This window comes from Devosia sp. (genome assembly GCF_035944845.1).
GTDB lineage: Bacteria > Pseudomonadota > Alphaproteobacteria > Rhizobiales > Devosiaceae > Devosia_A.
Genome location: NZ_DASZAW010000015.1, coordinates 56,718 through 71,819 on the forward strand (window position 1 = coordinate 56,718; position 15,102 = coordinate 71,819).

Annotated in this window: 14 protein-coding genes; 10 read left to right on the forward strand and 4 right to left on the reverse strand. The window is 64.6% G+C overall.

Going from position 1 to position 15,102, the window contains the following annotated elements; genetic code table 11:
* Window position 1: 1 nt before the first annotated feature.
* The 10 genes from VGV07_RS02620 (at window position 2) to VGV07_RS02665 (ending at window position 9,748) form a co-directional block, all read left to right on the forward strand.
* Entirely contained in the window at window positions 2-391 is a 390-nt protein-coding gene (locus VGV07_RS02620) for a VOC family protein (RefSeq protein ID WP_326867146.1), read from the forward strand.
* Window positions 388-771, forward strand: coding sequence for a VOC family protein (locus tag VGV07_RS02625; protein WP_326867132.1), 384 nt, complete (start codon window positions 388-390; stop codon window positions 769-771). The genes VGV07_RS02620 and VGV07_RS02625 overlap by 4 nt, the downstream gene beginning before the upstream one ends.
* Window positions 758-1,255, forward strand: coding sequence for a GFA family protein (locus VGV07_RS02630; protein ID WP_326867133.1), 498 nt, complete (start codon window positions 758-760; stop codon window positions 1,253-1,255). The genes VGV07_RS02625 and VGV07_RS02630 overlap by 14 nt, the downstream gene beginning before the upstream one ends.
* On the forward strand, window positions 1,225-2,208 hold the full coding sequence (pip, locus tag VGV07_RS02635; RefSeq protein ID WP_326867134.1) for a prolyl aminopeptidase: 984 nt from the start codon (window positions 1,225-1,227) through the stop codon (window positions 2,206-2,208). Before VGV07_RS02630 ends, pip begins: the two co-directional genes overlap by 31 nt.
* A complete protein-coding gene (locus tag VGV07_RS02640) occupies window positions 2,205-2,708 on the forward strand; it encodes a GFA family protein (RefSeq protein ID WP_326867135.1) in 504 nt (167 codons plus the stop codon). Before pip ends, VGV07_RS02640 begins: the two co-directional genes overlap by 4 nt.
* Window positions 2,709-2,719: 11 nt before the next feature.
* Window positions 2,720-4,321, forward strand: a complete 1,602-nt coding sequence (gene cimA / locus VGV07_RS02645; RefSeq protein WP_326867136.1) for a citramalate synthase — start codon at window positions 2,720-2,722, stop codon at window positions 4,319-4,321.
* Between the two features lie 76 nt (window positions 4,322-4,397).
* A complete protein-coding gene (locus VGV07_RS02650) occupies window positions 4,398-6,212 on the forward strand; it encodes a LysM peptidoglycan-binding domain-containing protein (RefSeq protein ID WP_326867137.1) in 1,815 nt (604 codons plus the stop codon).
* A 113-nt stretch (window positions 6,213-6,325) separates the two neighbouring features.
* On the forward strand, window positions 6,326-6,637 hold the full coding sequence (locus tag VGV07_RS02655) for a metalloregulator ArsR/SmtB family transcription factor (protein WP_326867138.1): 312 nt from the start codon (window positions 6,326-6,328) through the stop codon (window positions 6,635-6,637).
* Window positions 6,637-8,535 (forward strand): ABC transporter ATP-binding protein/permease, encoded by a 1,899-nt coding sequence (locus tag VGV07_RS02660; protein ID WP_326867139.1) that lies wholly within the window; start codon window positions 6,637-6,639, stop codon window positions 8,533-8,535. Before VGV07_RS02655 ends, VGV07_RS02660 begins: the two co-directional genes overlap by 1 nt.
* 226 nt (window positions 8,536-8,761) lie before the next feature.
* A complete protein-coding gene (locus VGV07_RS02665) occupies window positions 8,762-9,748 on the forward strand; it encodes an acyltransferase (protein ID WP_326867140.1) in 987 nt (328 codons plus the stop codon).
* Here VGV07_RS02665 and VGV07_RS27365 read toward each other — a convergent pair.
* From VGV07_RS27365 to VGV07_RS02680, 4 genes are all read right to left on the reverse strand, one after another.
* Window positions 9,745-9,882 carry a type II toxin-antitoxin system prevent-host-death family antitoxin gene (locus VGV07_RS27365; RefSeq protein ID WP_414649904.1) on the reverse strand — a complete coding sequence of 46 codons (138 nt, stop codon included), beginning with the start codon at window positions 9,880-9,882 and terminating at the stop codon, window positions 9,745-9,747. The two genes, VGV07_RS02665 and VGV07_RS27365, sit on opposite strands and share 4 nt — an antisense overlap.
* 70 nt (window positions 9,883-9,952) lie before the next feature.
* Complete coding sequence (locus tag VGV07_RS02670; RefSeq protein WP_326867141.1) at window positions 9,953-13,306, reverse strand: efflux RND transporter permease subunit; 3,354 nt, start codon at window positions 13,304-13,306, stop codon at window positions 9,953-9,955.
* Entirely contained in the window at window positions 13,303-14,529 is a 1,227-nt protein-coding gene (locus tag VGV07_RS02675; RefSeq protein WP_326867142.1) for an efflux RND transporter periplasmic adaptor subunit, read from the reverse strand. Before VGV07_RS02675 ends, VGV07_RS02670 begins: the two co-directional genes overlap by 4 nt.
* Before the next feature lie 11 nt (window positions 14,530-14,540).
* Window positions 14,541-15,102 (reverse strand): PadR family transcriptional regulator (locus VGV07_RS02680; RefSeq protein ID WP_326867143.1); only part of this gene is annotated, 562 nt, incomplete at its 5' end.

Sequence of the window (15,102 nt, forward strand, 5' to 3'; positions counted from 1 at the left end):
CATCATCGACCACGTCGGCCTCAAAGTCAGCGACTTCACTCTCTCGCGCGACTTTTACACCGCTGCGCTCGGCGCCCTTGGCATCAAGCTGCTCGCCGAGTTCGAGCATGACGGCGTCAAGTCCGCCGGGTACGGCGTCGATCGCCCGACCTTTTGGCTCGGCACGGGCAAGACCATGCGGGGCGGCGACACGCACGTCGCGTTTGTGGCCTCGAGCCGCGCTGCGGTCGAAGCCTTCTATACCGTGGCGCTTGCCGCGGGCGGCCGCGACAACGGTCCGCCTGGCCTTCGCCCGCATTATTCGCCTGATTACTACGCCGCCTTTGTACTCGACCCTGACGGAAACAACATCGAGGCCGCCTATGTCGGCCCGGAGGGAGGGCGCCCATGAGCGCTTTGGATCACGTCGCCATTTCGACTGCCGACTACCTCACCTCGCTCGCCTTCTACGAGAAGGCGCTGGCCCCGCTCGGCATCAAGACGCATATGAAGTTCGAGGGCGAGGAGGGAAACGTGGCCGGCCTCGGCTCCGAGCAGCCGTTCCTGTGGATCGGCGATGGCGGCAAGCTCATCGGCGGCCGGGTGCATCTGGCTTTCAGCGCCCCCAATCGGGCCGCCGTCGACGCGTTCTATGCCGCGGCGATCGCCGCAGGGGGTAAGGACAATGGCCCGCCGGGTCTGCGTCCGCATTATCATGCCACCTACTACGCTGCCTTCGTTTTCGATCCGGACGGGCACAACATCGAGGCCGTGTGTCATGCCCCCGAGTGAGGCACCGTTCACCGGTGGCTGCCAGTGCGGCGCGGTGCGGTTCGCCGTCGGCCGGCTCGGTCGCGGCTCGATCTGCCATTGCCGCATGTGCCAGAAGGCGTTCGGGGCGTTTTTCGGCCCGCTGATCACCTCGTTCGATGTCACCTGGACCCGCGGCACGCCGAAATACTTTGCGAGCTCCGACAAGATCAGGCGCGGCTTCTGCGCCGACTGCGGCACGCCGTTGACCTACGAGGAGATCGGCCGACCTCCCGACCAGCAGGTCGAGATCGCCATCGGCGCCTTCGACGACCCGAGCGTTGCTGCGCCAGTGATCCAGGTCAACCTGGCCGACAAGCTGCCATTCTTCGATGGCCTCGCGGCGTTGCCGATCCGCACCGAATACTCGCCCGGCTGGCACGAGTTCATGGCCAACCTCGTCAGCCACCAGCACCCCGACCACGACACGGCCGAATGGCCGCCGAAACAAGGTTTCCCAGCGTGACGCTGCGCACCTACTATCCCGAGATCGAGCCCTATTCCTCAGGCCATCTCGATGTTGGCGACGGCCACCAGGTCTACTGGGAACGCGTCGGCACGCCAGGAGCCAAGCCTGCTGTTTTCCTGCACGGGGGGCCGGGAGGCGGGCTCAGCCCCAACCAGCGGCGGGTGTTCGACCCGGCGCGCTACGACGTGCTGCTGTTCGATCAGCGCGGCTGCGGCAAATCCCGCCCCTTCGCCGAGCTCGCGCATAACACCACCTGGGACCTGGTCGCCGACATCGAGCGGCTGCGCCAGATGGTGGGCGTCGAGCAGTGGCTGGTGTTCGGCGGCTCCTGGGGCTCCTCGCTGGCGCTCGCCTATGCGCAGAAGCATCCCGAACGGGTCACCGAACTGGTGCTGCGCGGCATCTTCACGCTGCGTCGCTGGGAGCTGCTCTGGTACTATCAGCACGGCGCGTCGCTGCTGTTTCCCGACAAATGGGAACGCTTCATCGCCCCGATCCCACCGGCCGAACGCGGCGACATGATCGCCGCCTACCGGCAGCGGTTGACGAGCCCGGATCGCGATATCCGGCTAGGCGCGGCTCGCGAATGGGCGCGCTGGGAGGGTGAAACCATCACGCTGCTGCCCGACCCGCAGGTGAGTGACGCCTTCTATGGCGAGGAGTATGCGCTCGCCTTCGCCCGCATCGAGAACCACTACTTTGTTCATGCCGGCTGGATGGATGAGGGCCAGTTGATCCGCGATGCCGGCAAGCTCCGCGACATTCCCGGCGTCATCGTCCAGGGTCGCTACGACATCGCCTGTCCGCCGCAGACCGCCTGGGACCTGCATCAGGCCTGGCCGGAAGCGGAGTTCATCATGGTCGAAGGGCAGGGGCATGCCCTGAGCCAGCCGGGCATCCTCAATCATCTGATCGAAGCGACCGATCGGTTCGCCGGAGGTGGAATGTGAGTGACGACAGCTATCGCTTCCGCGAGTATTCGGGCGGTTGCCAGTGCGGCGCTGTCCGCTGGCATGCCACCGAACTGCGCGACAATCCGCATTTCTGCCATTGCCGCATGTGCCAGAAGGCTGCCGGCAACGTCTTCATCGACCTCGTCGGCATTCGCCATGAGCATCTGACCTGGACGCGCGGCAAGCCGAGCGAGTTCAACAGTTCCGATGTGGCGGCGCGCGGCTTCTGCAGCAATTGCGGCACGCCGCTCTACTACCGCTCGCTCGGCGGCCCGCATGTCTCGATGACTATCGGCTCGTTCGACACCCCGAGTTTGATCCCCATCCTTTACGAAATGGGTCTGGAAGGTCGCCATCCCGGTCTTCAGCCGGTGCCCGGCGCTGAACAGATCGGCACCACCGAGCAGGGCGACGGCGTCGAGGCCGTCGCTCGTGTTCGCGCCAGCAATCACCAACACCCCGACCACGACACGGCCGAATGGCCCCCCCGTAACTGAGTACTGCGCCAATGACTGCCCCAGCCAAGGAACGCCTCTATCTCTTCGACACCACGCTGCGCGATGGCGCGCAGACGGCCGGTATCGAGTTCTCGCTCGAGGACAAGATCTCGGTCACCGCGCTGCTCGAGCGCCTTGGTGTCGACTACATCGAAGGCGGCTACCCCGGCGCCAACGTCATCGATGATCAGTTTTTCACCGAGAACCGCACCCGCGACGCCATCTTCACCGCCTTCGGCATGACCAAGCGGGCAGGGCGCTCGGTCGGCAACGATCCTGGCGTGCAGGCGACGCTCAACGCTGTCTCCGATGCCGCCTGCTTTGTCGGTAAGTCTTCGTCGCACCAAGTGAGGGTCGCGCTCGGCATCTCGCTCGAGGAGAACCTCGAAAGCCTGCGCGAGACCGTCGAGGCCACCGTTGCTGCCGGCAAGGAAGCGCTGGTCGATTGCGAGCATTTCTTCGACGGCTACAAGTCCGACCCGGGTTATGCCCTGCAGTTCGTCCGCACGGCGCTCGATGCCGGCGCCCGCTGGATCGTGCTGTGCGACACCAATGGCGGCACCATGCCCTCAGAGGTCGCCCAGATCGTCGGCGAGGTCAGCAAGCTCGTGCCCGGCGATCACCTGGGTATCCACGCCCATGACGATACCGGCCAGGCGGTTGCCAATACGCTGGCCGCCGTCTCCGCCGGCGTCCGCCAGATCCAGGGCACGCTCAACGGCATCGGCGAACGCTGCGGCAACGCCAACCTCGTCACCATCATCCCGACGCTTGCGCTCAAATCAGGTTTCGCCGATCGCTTCGAGATCGGCGTCAGCACCGAGCAGCTCGCCGATCTCACCTCGATTTCCCGTGCCTTCGACGATCTGCTGAACCGCGCTCCGGCGCGCCAGTCGCCCTATGTCGGCACTTCGGCCTTTGCCACCAAGGCCGGCATCCACGCCTCGGCGCTGGCCAAGGATTTCTCCACCTATGAGCACGTGCCGCCCGAAAGCGTCGGCAACGAGCGCAACATCATGGTCAGCCAGCAGGCCGGCAAATCCAACCTGCTCGCGGCGCTCAAGCGCCATGGCATCGAGCTTGGCAAAGATGATCCGCGCCTCGAACGGCTGCTGCGTACGGTCAAGGAGCGTGAGGCGCGCGGCTATTCATACGATGGCGCCGATGCGAGCTTCGTCGTCCTCGCCCACGAAGTGCTCGGCACATTGCCCGAGTTTTTCGATGTCGAGAGCTACCGCGCCAGCGTCGAGCGTCGCCACAACGCCCGCGGCGAGCAGATCACCGTCACCGAGGCGGTGGTGAAGATCCGCATCGGCGACGACCTGCTGATGTCGGTGGCCGAAGGCAATGGCCCGGTCAACGCGCTCGACCTTGCCATGCGCAAGGACCTGGGGGTGTTCTCGTCCCGCATCGCCGATCTCGAACTGGTCGACTTCAAGGTGCGTATTCTCGACGGCGGCACGGGCGCGGTCACCCGTGTGCTGATCGAAAGCCGCGACGGAACCGGCGAGCGCTGGTACACCATCGGCGTCAGCCCCAACATCATCGACGCCTCATTTGAGGCGCTTTACGAGTCGATTACCTATAAGTTGATGAAATCAGAGGCAGCCTGAGACGCCGGAACGGTAAGGGCAGGTTGCTCACGTTCCCCCGGAGGCCCTGCTGAGCCGGACCGACGATCGCCGTACTTTGCTGCTCGCCCTCGGCGCCGCCGGGGTGACGCTGGCTGTTGTCGTCGGCGTCATCGGTCTGCCGGCAGTCAATGCCTGCTCGGCCGATCCGCGTGGTGTCATTACCTGCCTGCGCGACATGGCAGATCGCAAGTTCGATCTGCCGGGCAGTGTTCCCGGGCAAGTCGCCGAGACAGCGCCAGCCAATAGTCCGGAACCCGCGCCTCAGGTCGTTATCGCAGAGACCCAAACCCCAGCCGCCTCCGGCGGTGCGTTTGAGGCGCCGGCAGCCGATGCCGTCGTCGCACCGCTCGACGTCTCCGTTTCAGCTACGTTGTCGGAGCCGGCGGCTGAGCCGTCGGGATCTCCGGCCCACACCGAAACCACTCTCGCCGCCGCGAAGCCAGCGGCTTCTGCCGCGGGCGAAATGGCGGCTGCCCCTGAGCCAGTGTCGGGGGCTGTCGGTACCGAACCGGGAACGGTCGTCCCGGAGGTCGTTGCTGCTTCTTCCGAGCCCGAGCCTGAGGCCGGAAAGCCTAGTGACACTGCTCTGACCTGGAGCGCGTCTCCGGAGCCGGAACAAGCCGATCCCGCATCCGAAGCGCGGCCTGCTGCTGCTCCTGTCGCCGACCCGCAGCCGCCGGCGCCTGGCACGCAGCCGTCGCCAGTTGCGCTCCCGCCCGCGGCACCGCAGCCTGAACCAGAGATCGAGGTCGGCGGCGAACCGGCGGGCGAGCCAGCTGCGCCGAAATCCGACACGTCAAACGAGCCTGATCCGCTTTCATCGCCGGTTATCAGCCCGCCGCCGCCCCTCGTGGTCGCTAATGCCGAACCGGCGAGCGCGCAGCCGCCAGCCCCGACAATCGCTGCGCCGGTCATCCTCGCCCCCACCATAGACGCGATCGAGCTCGATGCCGGGCAGAGCTTCGTGTCTGGCTCCGGCCCCGCAGGTGCGCTGATGCGCCTTTTCGCCGATGACGAACTGATCGGCGAAAGCCCGGTGGAGGAGGGGCGCTGGCTGGTCGAAGGCAGTAATCTGCTCGACAACCAGCGAAGCGAATTGCGGGTCGAAGCAATCGAACCCGAAACGGGAAAACTGCTGGGGGTCGCCGCCATCACAGTAGAGATCGAGCTGCCCGAAGGCAGCTCGCCACCCGAAGAGCCCCAGGAGCAAACGCCGGATCTCGGCAGCGGCGTCGCGCCTGCGCCTCAGCCCCAGCCGATCCCCGTCACGCCGTCACCAGCCCTTCCGCCCGCGACCTTGCCTTCCGAACTCGCCGACAACGAGCCGGCGGCTGTCACCGCCGTCCCTGCTGATGAACCCGCCGAAGCGCCGGCGCTGGTCGTCGCCGAGCCTGAACTTGCCGCTGTCGAGCCGAAGGTCGAACCTGAACCGCTGCCGCCGCTGGCTGCGGTGGTTCCGCGCGGCGAGTCGGCGTCCGTCGAGATCCTTGCCCCCTCAACGCTCGAGCCGACGATATTGCCGACAATCGGGCAGGGCAGCGACGACGCATCGACCGTCGTCCTGCCCATGCCCGACGCGCCGGCGCTGATTGCCGAGTTCGATATCGACCCGCCACCGCCCGCACCGCCTTCCGGCCAGCCCGTCACAATCCTCCGCCTGCTGCCGTTCGGCGATCCCGATCAGGGTCGCTACAATGTCGGCAAGGCCATCATCCGCCGTGGCGACACGCTGTGGAGCATCGCCCGCCGCTACTACGGCCACGGCATCCATTACCGCACCATCTTCCACGCCAACCGCGAGCTGATCCGCCGCCCCTCGCGCATCTTCCCCGGCCAGATCTTCGACCTGCCGCTGGTCACCGACGACTGACGCTTTCCATGACAGCGTGTTGCCGCGAATCCGGTTCAACTGCCCAGTCAGGCAGGTGGTTTCGCCTTGCCATGGCAAGGCCGATCTTTTATCGCTGAATGACGATGAACCCGATGCATGACGACGACATCGCCAATGTGATGCGAGCCCTCGGACACCCCGTCCGGCTCAACATCCTGCGCATCCTCGCCGCCCAGCGTGCGGGCGATTGCTGCTGCACCGATGTCACGCAGAACCTGTCGCTGGCCCAGTCCACCGTCAGCCAGCACATCAAGGTGCTGCTCGATGCCGGCCTGGTCGAGCGCCACCCCAAGGGCACGCGCAACTGCTATTCGCTGCGCGCCGATCGCCTCGCCGATTTCGGCGTCGCCTGCACCGGCTTGTTCACCGGCCTAACCGATCACCCGGTCAAAGAGCTCGCCTGATGTCATCCGCCGATGAGGCAACCAAGCGCCCTACCGTTAGCGCGGAGGAGGGTGGCCTGCTTGCCACTGTACGAAACCTCTGGGGCTACATGTGGCCCGAGGGCCGTCCCGACCTGAAGTGGCGCGTCATCCTCGCCATCGGCGCTCTGCTGGTGTCGAAGGTGGCGACCACGCTGGTCCCTTTCGTCTACAAGTGGATCATCGACAGTCTCGACGGCAGCACGCCCGATACGGCGCTCGTGATGGGCGTCGCCATCCCTATCGTGCTGGTCGTCGCCTTCGGCGTCGGCAACATCATCGACGCCGGCTTCCAGCAACTGCGCGACGTGCTGTTCGCCTCGGTCGGCCAGCATGCGGTGCGCAAGCTCGCGCTACAGACCTTCGAGCACCTGCACAAGCTGTCGCTGCGCTTCCACCTCGCTCGCCGCACCGGTGGCCTGAGCCGCGTGATCGAGCGCGGCACCAAGGGCATCGAAACCATCGTGCGCTTCACGATGCTCAATACCGCGCCGACGCTGGTCGAGTTCGTCATCACCGGCGTCATCTTCATCGTCATGTTCGGCATCAGCTACCTCAGCGTGCTGGTCGCCACCGTCTGGCTCTACCTGTGGTTCACCATCAAGGCTTCGAACTGGCGCATCGCCATTCGTCGCGACATGAACGACAGCGACACCGACGCCAACGGCAAGGCTATCGACAGCCTGCTCAACTTCGAGACCGTGAAGTACTTCGCCAACGAGAAAATGGAAGCCCAGCGCTTCGATGCCTCGATGGAAAAGTATGAGCGCTCCGCGATCCGCATCTGGACCTCACTGGGCTTCCTCAATTTCGGCCAGGCCCTGATCTTCTATGCCGGCACGGTGATCATCCTGATCATGGCGGTGCTCGGGGTGATGAACCGCACGCTGACGCTGGGCGATTTCGTGCTGCTCAACACCTTCCTGATGCAGATCTATCGGCCGCTCAACTTCATCGGCTTCGTCTATCGCGAAATCCGCCAGGGCCTCACCGACATAGAAGAGATGTTCAAGCTGCTCGACCGCGCTCCCGAGATCCAGGACAAGCCGGGCGCCACGCCGCTCAATGTCACCGGCCCGGTGGTGAAGTTCGAGGACGTGAAGTTCCACTACGACGCCGATCGCCCGATCCTTAAAGGCATCAGCTTCGAGGTTCCGGCCGGCAAGACCATTGCCGTCGTCGGCCCGTCGGGCGCCGGCAAGTCGACCATTTCGCGGCTGCTCTATCGCTTCTACGATGTCATCGAAGGCAAGGTCACCATTGACGGCCAGGACCTGCGCGACGTCACGCAGGAGAGCCTGCGTGCGGCCATCGGCATGGTCCCGCAGGATACTGTGCTGTTCAACGACACCATTGCCTACAACATCCGCTACGGCCGCCCCGATGCGACCGACGAAGAGGTGAGGAAGGCGGCCGAGCTGGCGCAGATCGGCCATTTCATCGAGAGCCTGCCCAAGGGCTACGACACGCCGGTCGGCGAGCGCGGCCTGAAGCTCTCGGGCGGCGAGAAGCAGCGCGTCGCCATCGCCCGCACCATCCTGAAGGGGCCGCCGATCCTCATCCTTGACGAGGCGACCTCGGCGCTCGATTCGAAGACCGAGGAAGACATCAAGTCCGCCCTCGACGTCGTGTCGGCCAACCGCACCACCCTGGTGATCGCCCATCGGCTCTCCACTGTCGTCAACGCCGACGAGATCATCGTCTTGCGCGACGGCCAGATCGCCGAGCGCGGCACCCATCATCGCCTGCTGGTCAAGCAGGGGCTTTACGCCCAGATGTGGAACCGCCAGCGTGAAGCCAGCGAGGCGGAGGAGCGCATGCAGCGCGTCGCCAACGATCCCGAAGGCTTCGTCAAGCGCGGCCTGCCGGCGGCGGAGTAGGGGAGGCTTGCCGTCACAGACGGCCCCCTCCCATCCTCCCCCATAAAGGGGGAGGTGCCCTGCCGGTTCACTAGGCACCATCGACGACAGAGCCTCGACTCGTCACCTCCCCCTTTATGGGGGAGGCCGGGAGGGGGCCGTCTCTGTCAGTCGGCACCCCTGGGCACCTGTCGCCGGAACCCACCCCTTGACCAATCCGTTGCCTCCGACCAATCAGCGTCGGCCAATGACTCGATCCTCCTCCCGCAACGCCTCGCTCGACGCCCTGCGTGTCCTGAGCCTGCTTGGCATCGTGACGCTCCACGTCGCCGGCGGCGGCTTCGCCGACAACAAGCCGCTCGGTTTTGTCGTCGATGAACTGAGCCGTTTCGCCGTGCCGGTGTTCTTTCTGATGTCGGCCTATTTCTGGAAGGATGCCGACCTCACCGTACCGTTGCGTCTGGCGGGGAAGGTCGCCCTGCGAGTCATGCCGGCCTTCGCGGCAATCCTCGCGCTCACCATCGCGCTACGCCTCTTCGAAGGCGGACGTCCCGGGTTCGAGCTCACACCCGGTGGCCTGCTCCTCCTCCTCTGGTCAGGTGGGCCAGCCTTTCATTTGTGGTTCCTGCCAGCGCTGGTCCTCGGCAGCGCCGTCGTCGCGACGCTGGTGAAGTTCACCGGCCTCCGCTGGACCATCGCCATCACGCTGGCACTCTACCTCGTAGGCACCCTCATCGGCGCCTACTCGAAGCCGCTGTTCGGTCACGGCAACCCGTTCTGGATGGATCGGAATGGGCTGCTCTTCGCCCCGGTCTTCCTCGTTGCAGGCATCGTACTGCGCCACCACCGCGATGCGCTGAGCGGCCTGCCGATCCCGGCAATCGTCGCGGCGCTGGTCGCCTTTGCCGCGCTGCATGTTGCAGAAGGCTACTTCGTCGTCGGCCGTTACGCTCTCGGCCACGACTACTCGCTGTCGACCCTTGCCTACGGCCTTGCCGTCGCCATCCTGTTCATGCGCATGGAACTGCACAGCCCGATCTGGTCGACTCTCGGCCAGGCGACGTTCGGCGCGTACCTCATTCACCTGCTGGTGCTGAAGGTCCTCGCCGGCAATCTCGGGCTCGGCCGCTACTCGTGGCTGATGATCGCCATCGGCTTCACCGTCAGTCTGGGCCTGGCGGTGGCCTGGAGGGCAGGGCGCGCTCTTTTGGTTGGCGCGAAGGCGAAGGCTTAGTGGCCTACGGGGGGCGCGGTTGTTGCGTCCGCCGGGTCACCAACCAGTTGATGATAGAGTTCCGCAGACAGCACCACTGCCGTGGGATTGCCTGCTTTGCTCACCAGCACCGGCTCCTCCTGCACGCTCCTCATGATGTCCCCCCAACAAAACGAAAAGGCCCGGATCGCTCCGGGCCCCTTCAACTCATTTCTGACGTCCGGCTTACTCGGCGGCCTGGCGGCTCACCACCGTGACGCCGTCCTGCTCGGTCTCGACGAGGCCCGAACCTTCGGTCTTGATGAACCGCTTCGAGCTGTCGATGTCGGCCGGGATCTCGACCGTCTCGCCTTCCGGCGTGACGGCGGTGTGCTTGCGCCCACCGAAAATCGCCCGGAACGGCCAGGCGATGGCGTTGCCGATGGCGCCGAACACGGCGCCGAACAGCCGGCCGATCCAACCGTTCTTGATCACGCTCGGGGCAGTGATCATCACCGGCACCATCACCAGGGTAAGGGCGGTGGAGACGAACAGGCCCGAAACCAGGGCCGCCGACAGGTGGGTGAACCACGAACCGGCAAGGCCGCCCCAGACGATCTCGCGACGGATAAAGTCGAACTCGACGTTCACCGCCATCGGGATCACACCCAGCGCGGTCACCGTGGCCGTGAGCAGCACCGGCCGCACGCGCTGCGCGGCGGTGATCAGCATGGCTTTGGTCGGCTCCACCCCGTCACCACGGTTATAGTGGTTGTAGGTGTCGATCAGCACGATACCGTTCTTCACCACGATGCCGGCCAGCGCCACGATGCCGAGGCCGGTCATGATCGCCGAGAAGCTCATCCCGGTGATCGTCATGCCCAGCATCACGCCGGCGAGCGACATGACCACGGTCGAGAGCGTCACCAGCACCTGGTAGAAGCTGTTGTACTCGAGCAGCAGCACCAGGAAGATGATGAACAGCGCCGCGGCCAGTGCCTGCATGATGAAGGCATTGGTATCGCCGATCTGCTCGTCAGCGCCGCCAAAGGCGATCTTGGTCGTCGCAGGGATGTCCTGGGTCTTCACCCATTCCTTCAACTGTTCGACCTTGGCATCGGTCGCCACTCCCGGCGTCAGATTGGCCGCGACGTTCATCACGTAGAGGCCGTTCTTGCGGCTGATATTGGCGACCTTCGGCACGGCTTCGCGCTTGATGAAGTTCGACACCGGCACGAGGCCCTGCGCCGTCACCACGCGAAGCGAGTCGAGGCTGTCGAAGCTGCGCTCCTCGAGCGGCAGGCGGACGCGGATATCGAGTTCGTCATCCGCATCATCCGGCCGATACGAGCCGAGCTTCACGCCCGAGGTGACCAACTGCACGTAAGGGCTGAGCTCACGCACACCGATGCCGTACTTGGCGGCGGCAACGCGGTCGATCGTCACTTGCCAGTCAATGCCTGGAGAGGGACGTCCGTCTTCCACGTCGATGGTATCGCCGAGTTCGTTCTCCACGTAGTCGCGCAGCTTGGTGACCACCGGCGTCAGGTCGGCATAGACCGAGCTTTCGACCGTCAGGTTGATCGCCTTGCCGGCCGGCGGGCCGTTCTCCTGCGCTGCGATCTGCACTTCGAGACCCGAGATGTCCTTCACCCGGTCACGGATGTTCTGGAAGATCTCCTCGGCCTTGACGCGCTCGTTCCACGGCTGCAGCTGCAGGTTGAACTGCCCGATGGTGTCCGGAGGACCACCGCTCGAGAAACCATCGCCGCCGCCACCCGAAAAGGTCATGATCGAGTCCTGCACACCCTGCACTTGCAGGATCTGGTTCTCGACTTCCACCAGCATGTCGCGGATCTCGGTCGGCGAGTAGTTGCCGCGCGCGATCACGTTCACTGTGCCGAACTCGGCTTCCGAGGCCGGGAAGGCTTCCATGCCGGTCGGGTTGGCGATGTAGGCGTAGAACATGAAGCCGACGACGGTGAAGCCCGTCAGGAGCGAGATGATCGGATGCCGGATCAGGTGCTGTAGCGTGCGCACATAGATGCCCGTCGGCCCCTTGACCTTCTTCACGTCGAACTTGTCCGGATACATGACGATGTCCGCGGCTTCTTTGGCCTTGGCGTCGACATGGCTCGAGGCGATGATCGCGCCGATCACTGGCATGAACACCAGCGCCGAGAGCAGCGATGCGCACATCACCACGATCACGATGATCGGCAGGTAGCTCATGAACTTGCCGATAATGCCCGGCCAGAACAGCAGCGGGATGAACGCACCCAGCGTCGTGAAGGTGGCCGAAACCACCGGCACGAACATCTTGCGCGCCGCGAGGATGAACGCCTCCTTCTTCGAGACCCCTTCCTGCAGCTTTCGCTCGGCGTACTCGACCACCACGATCGGGTCGTCGACGAGCACGCCCACCGCCAGCACCAGGCCGAACATGATCATCATGTTGATGGTCATGCCGAGCATCTGCACCACGAGGAAGGCGATCATGAACGAGATCGGGATCGAGGTGCCGATCATCAGCGCCGGGCGGACGCCGAGGGTGGCGACGCAGGTAACCATCACCAGCGCCACCGCGGTCAGCACCGCGGCTTCGAGCGAGCGGAACAGGTTCTTGGTGGAATCTGCCTGATCGACGAGGAAGCTGTGCTGGATGCCCGACGGCCAATCCTTGGTATATTCGGTGGTGACCGCACGGACCTGGTCCGAAATGTCGATGACGTTGGTGCCGAGCTTCTTGATCACGCCAAGCGTGATCGCCTGTTGGCCATTGACGTGGGCGTACTGGGTCGCGTCCTCGAAGGTGCGGGTGATGGTGGCCACGTCGCCGAAGGTCACGACATTGTCGCCGTCCGCTTTGATCGGCAGCGAATAGACGTCTTGCGCCGTGGTGATGAGCCCCGGCACTTCGACGTTGAACGAACCCTGCCCGGTATTGAGCGTACCGCCCGGCACCACCATGTTGTTCTTGGCCAGCGCATCGAACAACTCGTTGGCCGTGAGGTTATAGGCCTCCAGCCGGCTCATATCGATGGTGACCGCCAGCATCTCGTCGCGCGAGCCGGAGATCGACACGCTCTGCACCGTCGGGATGGCTTCGAGCTCTTCCTTGAGGTCCTTGGCGCGCTGCACCAGGGTGCGCTCCGGCACATCGCCATAGACCGCCACCGAGATCGACGGCATATCGGTGAACGAGATTTCCGTCACCGACGGTTCGGTCGCGTCGTCCGGCAGTTCGCTGGCGACGCCGTCGAGCTTGGCGCGGATGTCGGCCAGCGCCTTGTCGGCATCGGCGTTCACGTCGAACTCGAGAAACACCGAGGCGTGACCGGTCGACGAGGTCGAAGTGTAGTTCTTCAGCCCGTCGATATCCTTGACGCGATCTTCGATCGGTTTCGCCAAGAGGCGCTCCGCGTCACGCGGGGAAACGCCGGTCTGGCTGGTCGAAACATAGAAATACGGGATGTCGATCGCCGGGAAGCTCTCCTTGGGCAACGACACATATGCGCTGAAGCCGGCGAGGAGCAGCAGCGCCATCACCGTCAACACGACCCGCGGCATGCGCAGGACGCGTTCGAGGAAATTCATCATGAGTGCACCCCTTCAGCGGCGGTTTCGGCCTCAACCGATTCCGGCTTGCCCGAAACGTTGGTCGCGTTGACCTTCTGACCCGGCACGACATACTCCTGACCCATCGTGATCACATCGACCGACGGGGGCAGACCCGTGACCCAGACGCCCTCACGGGAGTCCGAGATGATGGTCACGGGGTAGAACTCGACGACGCCGTCCTTGACCGAGCGGATACCAAGCGTGCCCTCGTCGTTCAGCGTCAGAACCGACTGCGGCAGCAGGTGCGCCGGCACCGTGCCCATGGTGACCATGGCGGTTGCCGTCACGCCCGACAGCACCTTGCCATCGGCGTTGGGGATCTCGATTTCGACCGGGAACGAGCGGGTGGCGTCGTCGGCGAGCGAAGCGATGTAGCTCACCTTGCCCTCGACCGTCTGGCCGGTCACCGTTTCGACCTTGGCCGCGAGGCCCAGTTCGGCACGCGCGATGCGAGCTTCCGGGACACTGGCAACGAACAGCATCGGGTCGAGCTCGACCACGGTCGCGCATGGCTGGCCCGGGCTCAGCACGCTGCCCACCGTCGCGACGGGGTCCTGCACCACGCCGGCGACCTTGGTGGTCACCTTGGCGCGGTCGAACTCCTGCTTGGCCTGGTCGAAGGCCGTCTGCGCCTGGCGCAGCGCGCTCTCTGCGGCGATGCCGGTATTGTTGGCCGCGAGACCCTTGTCGCGCAGCGCCTTGTTGGAGTCATAGGCGGTCTGCGCTTGCGCCAGCGCGGCTTCCGCCTGCGCCACGGCAGCGGCGCGGGTGCCTTCCTCGAGCGTGCAGATGATGTCGCCCGGCTTCACCGACTGACCCTTGGTGACGTTGACCGCCGTCACCACGCCCGAAGTCTCGGGGGTGATGGTGGTCACCGTCTTGGCCTTGGTGCGACCGCGCAACGGCACTTCCACCGGCATGGCCTGCATTTTGTAGGTCTCGGTCCGAACCGACTGGGCAGGGGCCGAAGCACCGCTGGACTCGGCCACACGTTCCGCGATCGTCAGGTGCGGATCGACCGCGCCCTCGGCGACGTGGTGCGTCGTCTCGGCGCCCTCGGCGTCCTTGCTGAAGAACGAGATGATCGGCTTTTCGCCGTTACCGGGGCCATTGCCACCGGCCACGAAAACACCGCTGCCGAGCCACAGGGCCCCGACAATGACAATGGCGCCGGCAACGCCGTAAGAAACGATCGCACGCATTCAGATACCCTCTATTCCGCTGCTGCAGCATCGTCCCTGTCGGAACGGGCCAGCGCTATCAGTTCATCCCCGTGCGCCTCGATGTAGTCACGAGCCGCTTGCATGCAAGTCCGCCCATAATCGATGACCCAGGCGTCTCCGGGGTGGTTATGTTGTTGTTTGAGCCGGTCGAATTCGGCGAGCGTCGCGTCGATTTCGACGATTCGCTCATTCAGCCGCTGCTCGACCAGCGATTGCGGGAGTTCCGAAGCAAAGCGCAGGAACAGCAAAAACTCGCTGCGGAACTCGTCTTCGCCAAGCTTCTCGAACATCGACTGAATGAACGCAGCGCGACCAGCCGGCGTGATCGAATAGATCTTCTTGGCGGGCTTGCCGTCCTGCTGTTCAACGCGCGCTGTGACCAGCTTTTCCTGCTCAAGGCGCGCAAGCGACGGATAGATCGCCCCATAGCTGGCGTCGATGAAATACGAATACTCCCCTTCAACGGAGAGCTTTCGGATCTCATATCCAGTCGCGTCGCCATCATAGAGGATGGCAAGGCAGATGGTTCTGACGTTCATTGGCTTCCTATCC